The organism is Terriglobus tenax, from assembly GCF_025685395.1.
GTDB classification, from domain to species: Bacteria; Acidobacteriota; Terriglobia; order Terriglobales; family Acidobacteriaceae; genus Terriglobus; species Terriglobus tenax.
Genome location: NZ_JAGSYA010000004.1, coordinates 2,894,125 through 2,914,120, shown reverse-complemented (window position 1 = coordinate 2,914,120; position 19,996 = coordinate 2,894,125). Strand labels below are relative to the sequence as shown.

At 60.0% G+C, this 19,996-nt stretch carries 15 protein-coding genes; 4 read left to right on the top strand and 11 right to left on the bottom strand.

Translation table 11 applies throughout. From position 1 onward, the window contains the following. Window positions 1-3 precede the first annotated feature (3 nt). Together OHL13_RS18045 and dnaK are read right to left on the bottom strand one after the other, a co-directional pair. On the bottom strand, window positions 4-174 hold the full coding sequence (locus tag OHL13_RS18045) for a hypothetical protein (RefSeq protein WP_263411509.1): 171 nt from the start codon (window positions 172-174) through the stop codon (window positions 4-6). Between the two features lie 139 nt (window positions 175-313). Further along, window positions 314-2,227, bottom strand: coding sequence for a molecular chaperone DnaK (dnaK, locus tag OHL13_RS18040; RefSeq protein ID WP_263411508.1), 1,914 nt, complete (start codon window positions 2,225-2,227; stop codon window positions 314-316). 398 nt (window positions 2,228-2,625) lie between these two features. On the opposite strand from dnaK, the gene OHL13_RS18035 reads away from it, so the two are divergent. Then, the gene (locus OHL13_RS18035; protein WP_263411507.1) at window positions 2,626-3,756 is read left to right on the top strand and encodes an acyltransferase family protein; all 1,131 of its coding nucleotides are present in this window, start codon (window positions 2,626-2,628) and stop codon (window positions 3,754-3,756) included. A gap of 22 nt (window positions 3,757-3,778) precedes the next feature. Here the strand turns inward: OHL13_RS18035 and OHL13_RS18030 are convergent, their stop codons facing one another. The 9 genes from OHL13_RS18030 to OHL13_RS17990 form a co-directional block, all read right to left on the bottom strand. Beyond that, window positions 3,779-4,657, bottom strand: a complete 879-nt coding sequence (locus OHL13_RS18030; RefSeq protein WP_263411506.1) for a transglutaminase-like domain-containing protein — start codon at window positions 4,655-4,657, stop codon at window positions 3,779-3,781. An 85-nt stretch (window positions 4,658-4,742) separates the two neighbouring features. Then, window positions 4,743-5,495 carry a molybdopterin-dependent oxidoreductase gene (locus tag OHL13_RS18025; protein ID WP_263411505.1) on the bottom strand — a complete coding sequence of 251 codons (753 nt, stop codon included), beginning with the start codon at window positions 5,493-5,495 and terminating at the stop codon, window positions 4,743-4,745. Then, on the bottom strand, window positions 5,492-6,184 hold the full coding sequence (locus tag OHL13_RS18020) for a cytochrome b/b6 domain-containing protein (protein ID WP_263411504.1): 693 nt from the start codon (window positions 6,182-6,184) through the stop codon (window positions 5,492-5,494). Before OHL13_RS18020 ends, OHL13_RS18025 begins: the two co-directional genes overlap by 4 nt. Window positions 6,185-6,224: 40 nt before the next feature. Next, on the bottom strand, window positions 6,225-8,036 hold the full coding sequence (locus tag OHL13_RS18015) for a glycoside hydrolase family 127 protein (RefSeq protein ID WP_263411503.1): 1,812 nt from the start codon (window positions 8,034-8,036) through the stop codon (window positions 6,225-6,227). A gap of 8 nt (window positions 8,037-8,044) precedes the next feature. Beyond that, entirely contained in the window at window positions 8,045-9,121 is a 1,077-nt protein-coding gene (locus OHL13_RS18010; protein WP_263411502.1) for a glycoside hydrolase family 88/105 protein, read from the bottom strand. A gap of 67 nt (window positions 9,122-9,188) precedes the next feature. Further along, window positions 9,189-10,394: an MFS transporter gene (locus OHL13_RS18005; RefSeq protein ID WP_263411501.1), complete on the bottom strand. Its 1,206-nt coding sequence runs from the start codon at window positions 10,392-10,394 to the stop codon at window positions 9,189-9,191. 200 nt (window positions 10,395-10,594) lie between these two features. After that, window positions 10,595-11,791: a methionine adenosyltransferase gene (gene metK / locus OHL13_RS18000; protein WP_263411500.1), complete on the bottom strand. Its 1,197-nt coding sequence runs from the start codon at window positions 11,789-11,791 to the stop codon at window positions 10,595-10,597. A gap of 190 nt (window positions 11,792-11,981) precedes the next feature. Beyond that, window positions 11,982-15,377, bottom strand: coding sequence for a TonB-dependent receptor (locus OHL13_RS17995; RefSeq protein WP_263411499.1), 3,396 nt, complete (start codon window positions 15,375-15,377; stop codon window positions 11,982-11,984). Window positions 15,378-15,580: 203 nt separating this feature from the next. Then, window positions 15,581-15,991, bottom strand: a complete 411-nt coding sequence (locus OHL13_RS17990) for a helix-turn-helix domain-containing protein (protein WP_263411498.1) — start codon at window positions 15,989-15,991, stop codon at window positions 15,581-15,583. Between the two features lie 110 nt (window positions 15,992-16,101). On the opposite strand from OHL13_RS17990, the gene OHL13_RS17985 reads away from it, so the two are divergent. The 3 genes from OHL13_RS17985 to OHL13_RS17975 are packed head-to-tail and all read left to right on the top strand — an operon-like array spanning window position 16,102 to window position 19,989. Then, window positions 16,102-17,595 (top strand): hypothetical protein, encoded by a 1,494-nt coding sequence (locus OHL13_RS17985; RefSeq protein WP_263411497.1) that lies wholly within the window; start codon window positions 16,102-16,104, stop codon window positions 17,593-17,595. Window positions 17,596-17,616: 21 nt separating this feature from the next. Then, window positions 17,617-18,714, top strand: a complete 1,098-nt coding sequence (locus tag OHL13_RS17980; RefSeq protein ID WP_263411496.1) for an ABC transporter permease — start codon at window positions 17,617-17,619, stop codon at window positions 18,712-18,714. Continuing rightward, the gene (locus OHL13_RS17975; RefSeq protein WP_263411495.1) at window positions 18,715-19,989 is read left to right on the top strand and encodes a hypothetical protein; all 1,275 of its coding nucleotides are present in this window, start codon (window positions 18,715-18,717) and stop codon (window positions 19,987-19,989) included. The last annotated feature ends 7 nt before the right edge of the window (window positions 19,990-19,996 follow it).

Below are 19,996 nucleotides of genomic sequence, written 5' to 3'. Positions count from 1 at the left end.
ATCTTAGTTCCAGACATGCTCCAACGGCATCGGCTCAATCCTGAAGATGACGTCCGGGGCGACGTTCGTCAGCTTGCGTGCAAACTCACGCGCCTGGTCTTCCGTCTCGAACATGTTCCGTTCCTGCACCTTCCCTCCCACAAACTGCTCGCACTTCCAGATCATCGTATTCATGGCCCGTCTCTCCTTCCACCTTTTCTGCTTAAACCCTGTCCAGCATCAATCGTTGTTCCAATAACCCACCAGATACAGAGCGGGCGCTCCTAACATCCGTCAAGAGCGCCCGAGCTTTTACTGCTATCCAACCAGCTACTTACTTCTGATCGACATCCACATACTCGGCGTCGATCACGCCCTCGTCCTTCTTCGGCTCTTCGGTCGTTCCAGCAGCGGCAGCAGCGCCGTCTGTCGGAGCAGCCGTCGAGTTCGCCTTGTAGACCGCCTCAGCCAGCTTGTGGCTTGCCGCCGTCAGCTTGTCGTTGGCAGCCTTCAGCTCGTCGGTCGACGGTGTTCCGCCCAGCGTGGTCTTGGCTTCGGCAAGCGCCGACTCAACGTCGGTCTTGTCCGCGGCCTGGACCTTGTCGCCGCTCTCCTTCAACATCTTCTCGATGTTGTAGACCAGCGAGTCCAGCTGGTTGCGCGCTTCGATCTCATCCCGCTTCGCCTTGTCGTCCGCGGCATTCGCCTCGGCTTCCTTGGCCATGCGCTCCACCTCGTCCTTGCTCAGGCCCGACGAGCTGGTGATGGTGATCTTCGCGTCCTTGCCGGTGGCGTTGTCCTTTGCTGTTACGTTCAGGATGCCGTTGGCGTCGATGTCGAAGGTGACCTCGATCTGCGGCACGCCGCGCGGAGCCGGCATGATGCCGCCCAGCTTGAACTTGCCCAGCGTGCGGTTCTGGCTTGCCAGAGGACGCTCGCCCTGCGTGATGTGAACCTCAACCTCGGTCTGATTGTCAGCCGCCGTCGAGAAGGTCTCGCTCTTCTTCGTCGGGATGGTGGTGTTACGCGGGATCATCGGCGTTGCCACCGAGCCCTGCGTCTCAATCGCCAGCGTCAGCGGAGTGACGTCCAGCAGCAGAAGGTCCTTCACGTCGCCGGTCAGAACACCACCCTGGATCGCCGCGCCGATGGCGACGACTTCATCCGGGTTCACGCCCTTGTGCGGCTCCTTGCCGAACAGTTCCTTCACCAGCTGCTGCATGCGCGGCATACGGGTCTGTCCACCAACCAGTACCACCTCGTCGATCTTGCTGGCATCCACGCCGGCATCGGCCATGGCCTGCTTACAGGGGCCAAGCGAACGCTGCAGCAGATCCTCCACCAGCGACTCGAACTTGGCGCGGGTCAGCTTCTTCACCAGGTGCTTCGGCCCGGTCGCATCCGCCGTGATGAACGGCAGGTTGATCTCCGTCTCCATGGTCGTGGAGAGTTCGATCTTCGCCTTCTCAGCCGCATCCTTCAGGCGCTGCAGGGCCATCTCGTTGCCCTTGGCTCCCAGGTCCATGCCTTCGTCGGCCTTGAACTCGGCGATGAGCCAGTCAACAATCTTCTGGTCCAGGTTGTCGCCGCCCAGGTGGGTATCGCCGTTGGTCGACTTCACCTCGATGACGCCTTCGCCGACTTCGAGGATCGAGATATCGAACGTACCGCCGCCAAAGTCATACACGGCGATGGTCTCGTCCTTCTTCTTGTCCAGGCCGTAGGCCAGCGCAGCCGCAGTCGGCTCGTTGACGATACGCTTCACATCCAGACCGGCGATCTTGCCGGCATCCTTGGTCGCCTGGCGCTGCGCGTCGTTGAAGTACGCCGGAACCGTAATGACGGCCTCGGTGACCGACTGGCCCAGGTAGTCCTCGGCAGCCTTCTTCAGCTTCTGCAGGATCATCGCGCTCACTTCCGGCGCGGTGTACTCCTTGCCCTGTGCCTCCACAACGACGTTGTCGCCCTTGGAAACCACCTTGTAGGGCACCATCTTCTGCTCTTCCGAAATCTCATTCGGACGGCGGCCCATGAAGCGCTTGATGGAGTAGATCGTGTTCGTCGGGTTGGTGATCGCCTGACGCTTCGCCACGGTTCCCACCAGGCGCTCGCCCGTCTTGGTAAACGCGACAATCGACGGCGTCGTGCGGCCGCCCTCCTCGTTTGCAATCACCTTCGGCTCGCCGCCTTCCATCACGGCCACGCACGAATTGGTGGTTCCGAGGTCAATTCCAATAATTTTGCCCATAAACCCTGCTCCTAAACCCTTGAAATACGTCCCGAAGGACGTCAAACCCATCCCTCGACAGTCTCCATTCTCAATGTTGAGTGAGTTACTGTCAACTAATCTGATGCAGTAATCTTCGCCAAGGTTTCACCTTTTACGCCCTCGCCAGCGGCCCACCTTCTTCTGTCACCCGCCAGACATCCCCAGCAGGACCGGCAAAGAGAGTAAAGGGTTCGGGGTACAATCAACCCAGGCAACAGGCGACAAGCCTGCGTATTAAACCAGTCATTCCCTGTTTTCCCCGAAGATAGTTTTCCGGCTACGCTGCTTCACCTGGACCATGTTCACCGTCCGGAGAGTCACCGTCTATCCGGACCGATAGAACGAGCTGACCTTCATTTCCGAGGAAACGAGCGCACATGCAACTGCGTCGCATCACTACGGGTAGCAACTGGCTCCCCGAACTGGATGGTCTACGTTTCGTTGCCATCGCCATTGTTCTGTTGACCCACGTTTTTGGCCACATGTGGGCCCATGGTTTCCAAGACAAGAAGTACCTGCCTCTGTTTGGGGCCATGTCGAACAATGACCTCGCAGTCCCCCTGTTCTTCGTCATCAGCGGGTTCATCCTGGCCAGGCCGTTTGTGCGCGCTTACCAGCAGGGCGGCAAGCCGGTAAAGCTGGGCGCCTACTACATGCGCCGCGTCACCCGCCTGGAACCGCCCTACATCCTCTCCCTGCTGCTCTACCTGCTGGCCCTCATCATTCAGCACAAGCGCGATATGCACCTCACGTATCTTTCGCTGCTGACCAGCGTCTTCTACGTGCACAACTTCTTTTCCTTCCTGCCGGCGATCAACCTGGTGACCTGGAGCCTTGAGGTCGAGATCCAGTTTTATATCGTCGCTCCGCTGCTCTGGCAGCTCTTCCGCATTCAGAACCGCGTGACCCGCCGCGGCGTCATCGTTGCCCTTATTGCGTTCCTGTCTCTGCTGCCAACCGAAGGTGCCGATCACGTGGGCTTCTTCCTCGGCCGGTCCATCAGCTTCTTTGTGATCGGAGGCCTGCTGGCTGATCTGCACATCGACCAGCGGCCGAAGATGTCCAGCCACTGGTGGGACCCCGTCTGCCTGGTTCTTCTGCCCACGTTCCTTCTGTGGAACTCGACGGGCTTTGCAAGCCACACCGTCTATTACAAGCCGATGCAGTGCCTGACCCTGTTTTGCGGCTTCTCGATCTCCATGTTCTCTCCCACCATGCGCCGCCTGCTGGCTGTTCGCTGGATCGCAATCCTGGGAGGCATGTGCTACAGCCTCTACCTGATGCACATGATGGTGCTGAGCTTCGTCTTCCCCGTGGTGGCGCGCCTGCTCAAGTTCCAGTCACTCTATGCCAACTATCTGCTCTGCCTGGCCATCATGCTGCCGGCCATCGTGCTGGTCGCCGGCACCTACTACGTCCTGATAGAGAGACCCTGCATGGATCCGGAGTGGCCACGCAAGCTCATGGCTCGGTTCCGCAAAACGGAACAATCCGTCTCCACGGTTTAGTTCTGCAGGGAAGCCAGGGGGCCTAAGCGGCCACAGGTGCTGCCGGATGTCCCACGGGCAGCACCTGGTTTCCTTCCGCATCCGTCTCATTTGACTCCACATAGAAGTGGGTCAGATTCGACACGCCGAAGGTGGTCGTCAACGCCACATCGGTCGCGTCACGCCCTACTGACATCAGTACACGGCCAACGCGAGGCTCCGCGTGGCGCGCATCCATCGTCCACCAGCGGCCATCCAGAAAAACCTCGTACCAGGCGGAGAAATCGCCGGCGCCGGAGTAAGGCCACGCGATATCGCCCAGGTAGCCGGAGACGTAACGCGCCGGAATATTCATCGCCCGCGACAGCGTAATAGCCAGGTGCTGAAAGTCGCGGCACACGCCCACCCGCTCGGTCAGCACGTCCATCGCCGTCTTTGTCGGCCGGGCCGTCGCATAATCAAATCGCACATGGCTGTGTACCCAGTCGCGGATGGCCACTGCCAGAGCCCATCCCTTGGGGACGTGGGCAAACAGATCGCCTGCCAAACCGCACAGCCGGTCCACCTCGCAGTAACGGCTGGCCAGCAGAAACTGCAGAACCTCGGATGGCAGCTCCATCACCTCATACTGCCGCGCATCGGTATTGATGGGGTCAGGATGGCCATCCATCTCCACCGTGTTCCGCCCGCTAAGCCGCACAGCGCCTGCCGGCAGATTGATGCGCGTGCACCGGTTCCCAAAGCTGTCAATGTACTTCTGCGTGACGATATTCGAGGTGCTGCCGCTATCAATATGCTCGACCACAAGATGCGAAACCTCCCGTGCCAGCGGATCGACCGAGGGATGCAAATCCAGGAGAGCCACCATCGTTGTGGGCACAGGAATCTGGAACTGGATATCGAATTCAGAGCGAATCAGCATAGGGTTGCACCAGGAATATTGCGAGAAATTCAGATTTGCTTCCTTCTGTCTGATGCCAACCACACCCGCCAGGCTGTCCGTACGGCTAAATGCCCGCGTACCAGGCATATCCACCCTCCGGCGAAGCAGACCCCAGCCCCTTGCCAATCTTCTTCAGGGAATCCGTAGCGGTGATGTGCGTCAGGAACTTCACGCTCTTGTAGCCCAGCTGCCGCGGAACCCGCAGACGCAGCGGACCACCGAACCCCACCGGCAGATCACCGCCGTTCATGGCATAGGTCAGCAGCGTCTGCGAATGCAGGGCGTCCGCCATATCCACCGAGTCCCACCAGTCCGTATCCATGGACCGGTAGACCACAAACCGAGCCTGCGGCAGAACTCCGGCCGCTTTCAGCACCTCGTGCAGCGGCGTGCCAATCCACTCGGCAATGTAGCTCCAGCCCTCTTCACAGGCCACCTCTGTGATCTGGCTGCGCATGGGCAGCGTCTTCAGATCAGCCAGTGAGAGCGAGATGGGATGCGCCACCATGCCATCCACCGTCAGCTTCCAGTCTGTAAAGCCCGCCGCCATGTGCGCTTTGAAATCGTCTTTGAAAGGCGCAACCTCGTTGGCAAACGGCGTCTTCGAGATCATGCTGCGCGGAAACTCCCGCGCCAGCGAGTGCCGCGTCAGCAACCGTTGCGAAGCATAGTTCAGCGTCTCGCCCGGGCCATACAACCCGCCGCTGTCCGGAGGCACAAGACCGTACCTGCGCGCCAGCCGGTCAGCCACGGCAACACCCGCAATGCCGGCCACTCCGGCAGCTCCCATCGTCATCATCTTCCTGCGAGAGATCATGCCGCCTCCTCTTCGCCCAGCGTCATGCCACGCATCTTCCTGCGAAAGCCGGCATGCACCACCATGGCCACGTGCACCAGGACAAACAGCAGCAGCGCCGCAGAGAGAAAAAAGTGCAGCGTCCGCGCCGACTGCCTGCCACCCAGCAACTCCACCGACCACGGCAGCGCCGACGTAAACCCGGGCGACATGGCCAGGCCCGTCCAGACGATCAACGGGAAGACCACGAAAACTACGCTGAAGTATGCCCAGCGCTGCACCGCGTTATAGCGCGATCTGTCCGGCTTTTCCCCGCGAAGATATCCCGCAAGCACCTGGCGTATCTCACTCCACCGTAACGCAGGCAGCAGGTCGCGCCTTACATGTCCGCTGCCCAGGCTGAACAGCACATAAACCATGCCCGCAAGCACCAGCATCCACGCCGACTGGAAATGCAACGCACGGCTCCACCCGTTCTGATCCGGCAGAACACCATAGCCCGTCGGCACTGTTCCACGCGACGAAGCCACATGCAGCGAAAAAAGCGGCTGCATGTTCACATTGCCCGTCTCTCCCCAGTAAAACCGCGGATGCGAAAGCACAATCTCGACACCGGTAAGCAGCAGCGCACAGAAGGCAACAAAGATCAGCCAATGCGTGATGCGAACCACCACCGAATGGCGCTGCGTGCTGGAACTGGCTGGAGACACGCCAGAAGCGTAGCACGCCGCTCCCGGCTGCCGTGGAAATTTATACCTGCTGATACAGCCGGTACCGCTCCGTCGTAATCGCGTCGAAAGGCCGCATCTCCACCTCTCCCGTCGCCGTGGCCACCTTCCAGCTTTTCGCATTCTGCGGCGTTGCTTTCAGCAGGTTCTCCGCTGTGATGGCCGCATCGCCCGGCTGAATCGCAAACAGCACCCGCGGACCCACCCGCAGCGCAATCAGGCTCGGGTGCTCCGGCAGCGGTTCCAGTGCAAGCGGCAAAGCAAACGACAGCTCCACACGGTCCTTGTCGCGCCATTCCCTCTGCACCCGCGCCCAGGTACCGGCCTGCAGCGCCACGCCAGCATCCCGGCCATTCACCAGCAGGCGGTTCGCTCCGGTCGCCCATGCAGGAATCCGCAATGACAGCGCAAAGCGTTGCGGTGTACTCAGCTTCATGTGCAGCGCAATCTCTCCATCATTCGGATACTGCGTCTGCTGTTCCATCTCCACCTTTGCGCTTCCCTGCCTCCACGTAAGCCGCGACGGCACATACAGGTTCACGTACACACCCGCCGCATCGCGCAAGTACGAACTGATGCCATAGTCCGCCGTCAGTTGCGGAAAGGTGCCGGAGCAGCACGGCCACTTCAACCCGTAATCCACCTTCACCGCGTCGCGCGAGTAGTCCGCGTAATAGAAGCTGGTGCCGTCCGGCTTCAGCAGACGCGCTCCCAGGATCGTGTTGTAGAGCACACGCTCCATGCTGTCGCCATACGCAGGATCGCCGGTCACCGCCAGCAGATAGCGCGTAATCTTGAAGTGCCCATACGCTCCGCACGGCGTTTCAAAGCTGCTGTGGTTCTTCTCCAGCGACTTCGCCAGCCCATCCGATCCCGGCTTCTGGAAGGTCTCTCCTGGCCCCCATCCACCCGTGGCAAAGCTCTGCTGTTGCACATAGCGGAAGCCGTTTTTCGCCGCGCGCAGATGCTTCTCTGAACCATCCGTCAGGTATGCCTGCACCGCCGACGACAGCGCATTCACATGGCTGTACGCATGCTCACCCGGCAACACATTCTGGTCCGCGGCAAGAGGGTTGAAGTAGGTATCATCCTGCAGGAAGCGCTGCGCCAGCGCGCGATACTTCGCTCCAGCACCGCGCTTGTAGGCCAGATAGAAGTTCTCCGGCAGCGTATAGCTTTCATCCCAGTTGAAAGACTCATTCGGATGCGGACCGCGTTGCGCCATCTCCTTGCGGCTCAGCGCCTTCTCCGGAAGCGCCGGCAGCGCTGCGTTCAACGTCTTCTCAAGCGCCGGAAGAGCCGTCCTGCAGCCTGCGAATTCATGCGCGTCCACCAGCCCGCACATCGCCTTCTCAAAGGTGTACGCCGGCAGGTTATAGTCCTTATAGAAGTTCGGTGAAATGGCGATAGCGAACCCGTTCACCAGCCGGTCCACCTTGGCCTTGGTCGCCAAATCGCCGGTCTGCGCATAGGCTCGCGCCAGCCCCGAAAGATACTGCCCGAAGCTGTGCCCCGGCACAAAGCCAGCGTTGTTCTTCGGCGGATCGTAGTCGGCAAACGAGTACCACCCGCCCATTGGCTCTCCCGGAGCAGGCAGCCCGGCCTTCTGCCGGTACGGCTGGAGCAGGCTGTCCTCTGACAGGTTCAGAAAGAGCCGATGGTTGTGCTCAAACTGATCGTTCAAAGGCCCCGGCAGCAAACGTACGGCACCATACGAGAACCCTTGCAGCTTCGCCGTGCCCGTCTGCGATGCCGCAGACGCCAGCAAACGCGCAGAGGGCTGCGATGCCATCGCAGCCCCCGTCAGTCCCTTCAGAAAGCTCCGTCGCTTCATTTCGCTCCCTACCGCAGCAATGCGTTGGTGCACCAGATGGCCGCTTCCTGTCCGTGGAAGTCGCCCGTACGACGGCGGCGAGCGTAGTAGTACGCAAGATCGTTCTTCTTGCCCGTACCCTCGCAAACCTGCGTGATGTCGCTGTTCTGGTCAATGTACCCGGCCACGGCGATCCAGCCCTTACGCGCCGCCGGACCATACTCCGCCTCGGGCAGCCAGCCGTTCTTCACCCCGGTGATGAAGGCGTAGGTAAACATCGCCGACGACGAACTCTCCGGCCACGCATCGTCCTTGTCAATCAACTGGCGCCACATGCCGTCCTTGCCCTGGTACTTCAGCAGCCCGGCCATCATCAGCTTGTAGCCCTTCACAATGCGCGGGCGGTCCGGGTGATTGGCAGGCAGATCCACCAACAGCTCCGCCATGCCGACGGCCATCCAGCCGTCACCGCGGCCCCAGAAGTACGGCACGTCCGGCGCGTGGAAAAAGAGACCGTTCGGTTTTTGCAGCTTGTCCAGGTAGCTCACCATCTCCTTCGCCGTGCGATCCAGGTACTTCTTGTCTCCGCTGGCGCGATACTCCTCAAGCTGCAGGATGGTCAGCATGTACATGTCGTCGATCCAGTAGCGCGTCTCGGCCGACAGACCATCCGGCTGAGGATTCTCCCACTGGCGGTCGGCCCAGCTCTTGCCATAGCTGGCATACTTCTCATCCTTGGTCAGGATGCCGATCTCAATCGGCACAATGCCGAAGATGGAGTCGTCCACATGCCGCCGCTGCGGAATGCGCGACTCCTCCGTGCCGCCGGGCATCAACGGCTCAAATTTCTTGATCAGCTTGTCCCGCAGGTCGGTGTCACTGGTCAGCTTGGAGAACTCCAGGGCACCGTACCAGGCGCCAACCTCCGAGTAGTGAATCGTCGCCGTGTACTGGTGCGGACTGACAACAAAATGGTCCGCAAGTTTCTTGCCCACCACCTTCGGGTCCGTGTTCTCGGGCCAGTCCTTGAAGTACTTGTCGCCGGGCTTTTGGGCCAGTGCAGCCGAAGCAAGAAGAGGGAGGACAACCAGTGCGCGCAGCTTCATAGACAAAACAATCTCCGGTTTGAAATCGAGAGGATTGTAGACGACCGCAGCCACTTATAGAAACGTTTTATCCCGCGTGCGGACGCTGCAGCATCTTGCGGTCATACCGGTAAAACGCTCCATACAGGATGGTTCCGAAGACCAGCATCAGCAAGGTATCCGTCAGCAGCAGACCTGGCACGCCAAAGCCCGCATAGCCACGGCCATCCAGCCAGGTGACATAGCTGGTGGGCAGGTTGGCCGCGCTGAACAGCAGCGACATCTGCGTCGCCGCCAGCGGATTCTCACTCCCGGTGAGCTGGAAGACAATGGCCGTCAGCGCCGTAAAGTTGATGCCCTGGCAGAAGTTGTACAGCAGCACCAGAGCCGCATAGCTGGCCCCGGAACGCGGGCAGAACAGCGCGATACCCGTCGCAATCGACGTCGCCGAACCGGCGCAGATGTACACCGTCATACGCGAGTAGCGATCGGCCAGCGGTCCGCCGGCAAGGCAGCCCAGCGAGCAGGCAATAGCCACACCAGCTCCGCATACCGTCGTCACCCAGTTGGTGGAAGCATGAAAGTCCGCACCCAGCCCGGAGAAAACATTGTTCAGCGCAAACGCTCCGGCGGGCAGCAGAAAGGTGATCAGCCCCATCAGCACATCGCGCTTCCGCAGAATCAGGCCAAGCTCATGAAACAGCGTGCCGAAGACCACCGCCGTTCTTCGCGCCACGCTCACCGGCTTTGGCAGCAGCGAGAAAAGCGCCAGGGACGGCACAAGGAAACACAGCATGACCAGCACCGCCGCCTTGCCCGCGGCCACATGCTGCACAATCACGATGGCCGTCACGCCAAACAGCGCCGCTCCCCCCAGATTGGCGATCTGGTACCAGGCGCCCATGTGGCCACGCTCCTCGTCACTTACCATCTCCGCCAGCCAGCCGCCGGCCGCAGCCTGGAACAGGTTGGTGGCAAGGCATCCCAGCGTGAGGTCGGCGGTAAACAGCAGCAGATGCCCGGTCAGCAAAACACTGGACCCGATGCACAACGCCATCGCGGCAAGCCACACCCACACCCACGTCCGCCGCGAAAACGCCACATCCACAACCGGAGCGGCTACAAACCCCCAGAAGCTGGGCGAAAACGCAATCGCAGAGATGGTGGCAATGCGCGCCACCGACACCCCCTGCGTGCTGAGCAGCAGCGGCATGGCGGTGTTAATAAACCCGTAGAAGAAGCCCAGCGGCAGGTTGGCAAACCCCGTCACCCAGACTGGAAGCCGTCGTGGCATGGATGAGATTGACTATAGCTGAGCCATCAATCCGTATACACAACCTACCGGAGCGCAGCGAAGGAAATCTGCTGTTCAAACCAGGAAGCAGATCCCTGCGGAATGACAAGGCAAGAAAAGGAACAGCAAGAACGGCAAATGCAAAAGCCCCGGCTCAAAGGCCGGGGCTTTTACTCACAACTCAGAACACACCACGCAAACTACTTGGCGGCGACCAGTTCCTTCTCGACAGCGGCCTTCAGGCTGGCAGCCTTGTCCGTCTTCTCCCATGTGAACGCGTCACCCGAGCGGCCAAAGTGGCCGTAGGCAGCGGTCTGCTTGAAGATCGGACGGCGAAGCTGCAGGGTCTCGATGATGCCCTTCGGCGTCAGCGAGAAGTTCGCGCGGACAGCCTCAGTGATCTTCGTCGAGGAGACCTTGCCCGTACCGAAGGTGTCCACTAGAACCGAAACCGGCTCGGCAACGCCGATGGCGTAGGCCAGCTGAACCTCGGCGCGGTCGGCCAGGCCGGCGGCGACGATATTCTTGGCAATGTAGCGGGCCATGTACGCAGCCGAACGGTCTACCTTGGTCGAGTCCTTACCGGAGAACGCGCCGCCGCCGTGACGGCCCATGCCGCCGTAGGTGTCGACGATGATCTTGCGGCCGGTCAGACCGGAGTCGCCCATCGGGCCGCCGATAACGAAGCGGCCGGTCGGGTTGATGTGGTACTTGGTGTCGGCATCCAGCAGCTCAGCAGGAATCACAGCCTGGATCACGTTCTTCAGGATGTCGGCGTGCAGCTGCTCGTTGGTCAGCGTGCTGTTCGCATCGCGGTCCTTGAACTCGGCATGCTGGGTCGAGATGACGATAGCGTCCACACGTACCGGCTTGTGGTTCTCGTCATACTCCACGGTCACCTGGCTCTTGCCGTCGGGACGCAGGTAGCCCATCAGGCCAGACTTGCGAACCTCAGTCAGCTTGGCGGCCAGCTTGTGCGCCAGTGCGATCGGCGTCGGCATCAGCTCGGGGGTCTCGTTGGTGGCATAGCCGAACATCATGCCCTGGTCACCGGCTCCGCCGGTATCCACACCCTGGGCAATGTCAGGCGACTGCGAGTTGATCGTCGAGATCACAGCGCAGGTGTTCGAGTCGAAGCCCTTCAGCGCGTCATCGTAGCCAATCTCCTTGACCGTGTTGCGGACAATGCTCTGGAAGTCGACATACGCCTTCGTGGTGATTTCGCCAGCCACCACGACCAGGCCGGTGCAGGTCAGCGTTTCACAGGCGACGCGGCTCGTCGGGTCCTGCGCCAGGCAGGCATCCAGAATGGCATCCGATACCTGATCGGCAATCTTGTCAGGGTGTCCTTCGGTTACGGACTCACTGGTAAACAGAAAACGGTCGCGTGTCGCCAAAACTACTTCCTCCAATGTCGCATTGCAACTTGTGTTGATCCACCCTTGATTTTACGCGCTTCGCCCCATTTCCGGGCAGATTTGCAGCGAGCGGGGCGTATCCGCGCCCGAATGGAGCTATTTTCGCCCAAAAGAAAGCGGCAGCCGCCGAAGCGACCGCCGCCGAAGTCTCCCCAGGGAGGGAAAGGGGCTAGAAGCTGACCTTCGCGCCAAGCTGGATGATGCGCTTGTCACGGAAGCCGGTGACCTGTCCGTAAGTGGTAGCCGTGGAGATGTTCGTGCCCACCGTGTCCCAGTTGGTGTGGTTGAACACGTTGATGAACTCACCACGAAGCTGCAGCGAGACACCTTCCACAATGCGGACATTGCGGAACAGGCCCGGGTCCACACGCCACCAGCCAGGTCCGTTGATGACCGCGCGGCGGGAATTACCCGCACGATAGACACCCGTCGGAACGGTGGCAAAGGCAGCGGTATTGAACCACTTCAGGTAGGAGCCAACACCAGCTCCGCTGTTCGGGTCACCCACGCGGTCCGGACGCCCACCCGCGGCTGACGAGCCCAGGAAGCCGATGCCGCCAGGATCCAGCGACGAGGTCGACGGGGTAAGCGGCAGGCCGCTCTGGAAGTAGCCGGCGGTCGACAGCTCCCATCCACCCAGCAGGCGGTGGGTAAAGCCCTGCTGATCGGCGAACGGCAGGTGGTAGACGAAGTTGAAGTTGAAGATGTGGGTACGGTCTGCGGCAGCGCGGCCATACTCGGCGGCCAGGTCGTAGTTATTCTGCGGTGCACCAGTGCGGTCGGCATTTGCATTCGTCAGCGCACGCGACCAGGTGTAGTTGGCGCTGAACAGCGAACCGTTCTTCCAGTTCTTCTGTCCGGCAATCTGCAGGCCGTTGTAGTTAGCCATGAAGATGGGCGCAACCGTATTGATGGCGTTGTAACCCTGATACGGACGGATGCGGTTCAGGCGCGGCGTGTTGGTCGTCGTCACCACGTTGCCCGGAATCACTCCGGCGGCAACAAACGCACCGGGCTGCAGGTTGTTGATGTCGATCAGGCCGATCAGATGACGCGACACATTGCCAACGTAGCCAATGTCCAGCATCACGCCGCCGTAGGTCATTGCCTGCACACCCAGCGAGTACTGCTGCGTGTACGGGGTCTTGAAGTTCGGCGAGGTGGCACGAACGACAAACGGGCTGAAGCTGGCCGCTGCCGCGTTGCAGGTGCCCGGAGTATCCAGGCAGGTGTTCGGAATCGACGGAGAGTTGACGTAGGGGTTGTTCTGGAAGATGTTCTGCTCGTAGATACCGAACAGCGCCGAATCATACGCGATGCCGTAGCCACCACGCAGGGCCACCTTGCCATTGCCCAGTACGTCATAGGCAAAACCGAGGCGCGGAGCAAAGTTCAGATCGGCCGTCCGGCCAACCTTCTTGCCATAGGGCGAGGTGCTGCCGTTGATGCTCATGCCGTTCAGACGGTCATAGGCGGGATTGGCCGTAACGCCGGTGCAGGGAGCGCCCGTGGTGCAGATCAGGCCGTTGGTGTCGATGGTCGGAGCCTTCCCGGCAACATACAGCGTCGGGTCAAAGGTCGTCAGCATGTTCTTGGCGTCCGTCGGCTGGTTGAAGCGCGAGTAGCGCATGCCGGCATTCAGCGTCAAGCGAGGCGTCACCTTCCAGTCATCCTGGAAGTAGATCTCGTACTGCGACGTGCGGATGTCCGGCGTCAGGTCCAGCGAGGCCTGCGAGTAGGTGGTTACCCAGCCCGTCAGGAAGTTCGCAAAGGCCTGCACATAATTCGGGGTCGCTGCCGCGGGAGTGCCCGCAACGCCGCCACCGGCATTAGTGAAGGAGAACGTACCCGCGTTGTTGCCTGCGTTGTTCTCCGTCTTCTGGTACTTGTTCCAGGTAAAGCCGGCCTTCAGCGTGTGGTTGCCCACCGTCTTCACCACGTTGGCAAAGATGTTGTGGTTGCGGTTGTAGTTGCGGTACGGACCGTAGCTGGTCAGGTTGCCGTTCGTCACACCGGTCGAGGTGTAGCTGATGGTCGGGACGCGGGCCAGGCTGGAGGTGAACGGAAGCACCGGGTTGATGTCAGGCGAATTGGCCTTCGCCATCAGGCCGGTCGGATCGCTGGTGATTGCGCCATACGAGAAGGCATAGCCGCCATCGATCAGCAGCGTTGGCGTCACGGTGTACGTAACGTGGCCCAGCCAGTTCTGGCCAGGAGCATTGGTCTTGGTGTTGTTCACGCCCGGCAGACCCGAACCACTGAACAGACCGCCCGGCTCCTCGGTCGGAATAATGTCGTTGATGACGCGGAAGGTCGCCGTCAGCTTCTGGCCGAACTGGTGGTCCAAGCGGCCAATCTGCTGGTTCTGGTTGTATGCGCTCTGTTGCGTGGTGATGAAGTTGCGCGACGTGGCCGACAGAGGCACCTTCGAATAGATATCGCGAATATAGGCCGCGGCTGTCGGGCTGATGTTGGTCACCTGGTTGGAATAGGTGGTGCAGTTGCCGGAGGCATCGCGGCCAACGCAGACCTGGAAAGCTCCAAAGTTACCGGAAAGCTCCGAGGACAGCGGCAGACCCACGTGACGGATCTGCGCCTGCGTGATCACGCGGCGGACTTCCTGCGAGTAGAAGAAGAAGGTGTGGTCCTTCCAGACCGGTCCGCCAATAGTTCCGCCAAAGTCGTTGTAACGCAGCTTGGCTCGGGGAGCCATGGGAACGGCCTGCTTGCCCAGCACTGTGTTCGCATTGAAGATGTCGTTGCGGACAAATTCGTACAGGCTGCCATGGAACTTATTGGAGCCGGACTTGGTGATGACATTGATCTGTCCGCTGGCGCTGCGGCCATACTCGGCCGAGTAGTTGCCGCGCAGGGTACGGAACTCCGCAATGGCGTCGACCGAAGGATAAGTCAGCACATTCAGGTTCGATCCGCGATCGACGTTGTCGGCGCCGTCCACCGTCCAGTTGTTGCCGCTGGTACGCGCTCCGTTGACCGAGAAGCTGACCAGGTTATTGCCCCCAACCGGGTTGGTGTTGCCCACGTACAGCTGGTCGCCGCCGGTGTAGGAGACACCAGGCTGCAGGGCCACAAGCTGCTCGTAATTGCGGGTCGCCGTCACCAGCTCCTTGATCTGGGTTTCGCTGATCAGGCCCGCCTGGGTCGCGTTCTCAAAGTTAAGCTGCAGCGCACTGGCATTGACCGTAATGGTCGAGCTCTCGGCGCCGGGCTTCAACTCGCGATTGACCGTCAGGGTGTCATTGGCATGCAGAACAATGCCCTGCACCTCTTCGGTGGAGAAGCTGGAAGCCTTGATGGTGACGGTATAGGTTCCGACCGGGAGAGCCGAGGCAGAGTAGTATCCGCCGCCGGAGGTCGTCAGGGTGCGCAACTCCTGGTTGCGCTCTGTCAGGACGATGCTGACCGTCGCGCCCTTAACGGCCGCTCCGGAGCTGTCAGTGACCGTACCGCTGATGCTGCCCGTCACGGACTGTGCCGGCAGGGGCGCACCCGTTAGCAGCAATACTGCCGCAACGGTACATAGAAAATTCAGAATCCTCTTCATAGGGACTGCCTCCAAGAAAGACGGAACCAAAAACAGGCCGCCAAAAAACATACGTTCGGGAAAAGGGAGCTAACGCGCCATCTGGGGATTTCCTGGCTGCGCCGCTATAGATATGACTTCTATTGCAAGCAGTTGAATATGCAGCAAAAGGATTGTCAATGAAGATTTTGTACGAGTTACGCCCAAACGATCATTTTTAGTGATCAAAGGCGGCGACTTAGCAGAAACCAGGCGACCCCTGCCAGGGCAAGGAACACCACGGCCATCACCAGTACACCAGCCCACCGCAGACGCACGGCCGGATCGGCTGCCTGGTCTGTTTTGGCCATGTTTTCGGTAAAGGCAATCCAGTCGGCATCATCATGCTTCAGAGCGCCGCTACGGCGGTAGCACTCCATGAAGCGGTCGTGCCATTCCTGCTCATCCAGGCCGACCACGCGGGCATAGCTGCGCACCATGCCACGGTTAAAGACGCCTCCCGGCAGGTCTTTAAAGCGTTCTTCTTCCAGCGATTCCAGGTGACGGACGGCGATCTTCGTCCTGTCCGAGATCATTTCCAGTGAGATACCGCGCTCCGTGCGTGCCCGCCGCAGATCCTCTCCGAACCCTGCCATGGATCCGTTCACCATGGTCTCCCTATCGCGATTTTGTTTCCTTGAGCATAGTGACAGATTTCAATGCCGTCAAAGACGGAGGCACCCTTATCGACTAGACTGATGGCAGCGTGCGCATACCCTTTCCAACAAAGATTCCGCTGTGGGGCGTCATTCTTTTCGCGATCCTGCTGTGCCTGTTCGAAGCACTGCAGGGTACATCGACCTTCTTCGTCGGTGGCGTCTTCGTTTATATCCTGGTGTCCGCCATGGCCTTCAATGCCGCGGGCGGCCTCAGCAGGCCCAGCGGCGGATATATCTTTTTCCAGGTTGTGCTCACGACCCTGCTCGCCCTGGTTATGAAAGCCGTCCTTTGGGAAGCCGCGGACAACACGCTGCTCGTCCCCGAAGTCACGATCATGGCGAATGTGGCCCTGAGCCTGTGCATGCTGGCTGCCGCCTATATTAAGCGCCCGATCATTAAGAAGAAAGCCGTTCTGGATGGTCTGCTGACACCTGCCAGTACGCGGCAGGCGACACTGGGTTGCATCGCGGTGGCTATCGCCATTGACACGATGGTCGAACTCTATGGAGCGGACAACGGTTCAACGGTCGCCTTCCTGCGGCGCCTGAACTTCTTTATCCCCCTGGCCATTCTGATTGGCACCTACGACACCATCATGCGTTCCGGAAAACGCAGAAGCACCAATCTGATCGTGATCTTTGCCGGAGTCTATTTCTTCATCACCGGCGGTCTTCTGCAGTATTCCAAGGAACCGATGTTCGCCGGCATCATCGCGTGGCTGATCGTCGTCGCAGCGACCGGTTTCAATCTATCCTTCCGCCAGATCGCGATCCTGCTCTCGATTTTTGCCGGCCTGTGGTACTTCCTTGTTCCGTACGCGCAGGTTGGGCGCCTTGACCGCGCTACGCCCGGCAACCCCATTACAAAATCGATCAATAACCTCTCCAGAGTTGACGAATTCCGCGACGAACTGGCCATCCAGGCGGAAGATACTGCGAAAGGCGGCTACGCACCCCACCTTTTCACCCATTCCGTGGGCTTTCTGGAGCGGCTGGAGATGCTGGCCTGGGATGACGCTCTGATTGCGAGCGCCGTCAACGGATCGACGATCGGTTACCTTCCGCTGATCACCTACTTCTACAACATCGTTCCGCACTTCCTGTGGCCCGATAAGCCAACGCCCTTCTGGGGAAATGTGTACGCCCATAGAATTGGCGTTCTGGCTGAGGATGACACCACCACCGGCGTATCCTTCTCCCCGGTTTCAGAGGCGTTCCTGCTGGATGGATGGCGGAGCATGTTCATGGTGATTCCGTTCATCTACATCGTCTTTTTTATCGTGGTCGACTCCGTCGGTGGCGATGTCCGCTACAACCCGTGGGGGCTGTTTTTCCTTCTCGCGTCAGCTCACAACGCAAACGAAGGCTACCTGGGAACACCCTTCCTGCTGGCCACCTTCATGGCTCCCGTTCTGATCCTGCTGGCCTACTTCACCGTGTATGTACTGCCGCTTATCGGCTCTCTCCTGCTGCCGCGGACCCGTTCCACCCTGCTGCAGGGCAGGCCTGATCCCCAGTTCGTCCGGCAACCACAGGCATGAAAACGGTAAACTGTAGACAGCATGAATAAGCTGGTTATCGGGAACCTGGTCCACCGTCCGCTTCGTTCGCTCATCAGCGTCTTCGCTGTGGCGATTGAGGTCATCATGATTTTGTCCATTGCAGCCATCATGTTCGGCATGCTGAACGGGCAAAAGGTCAGGACCAGCGGCATTGGCGCCGACATGATCACCCACCCCGGCGCGGCCAGCAACCTGATTGGTGTCAGCGGCGCGGCCGCCTCCATCAAGGTGGCCGACGTGCTGAAGACGCTGCCCCATGTCACCGTTGCGGCGCCCATCAATATTAAGCTCTCCTCCGGCGCGACGCTGGAGAACATCTACGGCATCGACTTCAAGAGCTACGACGCGCTGCGCCCCTTCACCTTCGTCTCCGGTGGCCCCTTCCAGGGCGCCGATGACGCCATCATCGACGACTTCGAGGCCGCAAAGGGCAAGAAGGTGGGCGATTCCATCGAGATTCTGAGCCACAAGTTCCGTATCTCTGGCGTGGTGGAGCACGGCAAGGGCGGCCGCAAGTTCATCCCGATTGACACCATGGGCCAGTTGATCGGCACCGAGGGCAAGGCCAGCGGCTTCTATCTGAAGCTCGATGACCCGAAGAACTCCGATGTCGTCAAGGCGGAGATTCATGCGACACCGGGGATGGAGCAGTATGACGTCCAGACCATGGATGAGCTGCTCTCCAGTCTCGCTCCGGATAAGCTCCCCCTGTTCAATGTCGGCCTCAGAACGGTCATCGGAATCGCTATCATCATCGGCTTCCTGGTGATCTTCCAATCCATGTACACCGCCGTTATGGAGCGCACACGGGAGATCGGCATCCTGAAGTCGCTTGGCGCCTCCAAGGCAGCCATCGTCGGCGTTGTTATCCGCGAAAGCGGACTGCTCGCAATCTGCGGCACGGCACTCGGCATTGCTGCGACCTTCGGCATACGGGCCGCACTCCATGCAAAGTTCCCCACCATGGACTTTGAGCTGACAGGCCGCTGGATCAGCATTGCAACCATCCTGTCCCTGGCAGGAGCATTCTTCGGAGCTCTCTACCCGGCATTGAAGGCAGCCTCCAAAGATCCCATCGAAGCTCTCGCTTACGAATAAATGGACGACCACACCGGTATGACGACAAACGCGCGTTCCCGTGCGCCGCTTTCCATTGCCTATCTGGTCTTTGTTGCGCTGCTCGTCTCCTTTTTTGCGGGATATCTCCTGCACGAAGGCGCTGCCTCCGCGGCGCATGGCGACCTGACGGTCTTTCATATCCCGGCCTTCAAGACCATTGAAAGCAAGCCACTGGCGCAGGCGCTGCAGAGCTATTCCTCTGCCACAACTCCGCTGTTTCACCTGCTGTCTGTCTACGGGCCTTTTCGCTATGACCAGCCATCGTATGGCGTGGCAAGCACCCTTCTGTGCGTTGCCGCGGTCGGCGTCTTTGCGCTTCTGCTGGCGAAGCGGTTCGGCTTCCAGCCGGAGCATCGCCCTGCCATCCTGCTGTTCGCCGCGGTCCTTCTGGTATCGCCGTACTACCGTACGCAGGCATTCTGGCCATCGACAGACAACATGGCGACAGCCCTCACCCTGCTGACGCTGCTGTCGCTCGCCTGGATGGAGAGCGATACAAAACATCCGCTGCTCTGCTTTCTGGGAGCGGCTTTGGCCAGTGCCCTCACCTTCTACACGCGGCAGAATTTTCTCTGGCTGATTGCCTATGTTGCCCTGGTACTGCTTCTTCGTGGCACCATCCATCGTGCATGGGTCCTGATCTTCGTCCCCCTCATGATTCCCGCCGTGGCGTTGTTCCGGCTGTGGCATGGGCTTACGCCCCCGCGTTTTCAGCAGCACCATGAAGGGCTGGCGCTGGAAGGCGTCGCCTTTATCTTCTTTTCCATTCTTTTTGCCGCGATTCCTTTCCTTGCCGCCCAGCCGCATGCGGTCTCCGCGTACTTCCGCTCCCGCGGATCCTGGGTCCCTGACCTCTCGTTTGGCCTGCTGTTTCTGCTTCTCAAGCTGCTGACCACACCTTCGCCCTTCTATACCGGAGGCGAACTCATTGTCAGCGGCATCATCATCAAGATGCTCGACTTTACGGGGAAGGCGGAGCCGTTCCTGTACAGCCTGCTGGTCATCGCCGGAGCCGCTGTCGCATCGCACCTCTTCCGGCAGGTCAACTGGCAGTCGCGCGCTCTGATGGTGCTGCTCATTGGCTCAGCCATCATGATCCGCGTCAGCTTCCAGCGGTATTACGATCCACTACTGCTGATTGTCTTCCTGGGCGCCTTTGACCGCGCTTACCTCCGCCGCCATTTCACGACGCGAGCCGCTGCGTATACGCTGATCCTTGAAACAGGAATGTGGATTGCCAAGGCAATCCACTAAAATCGCA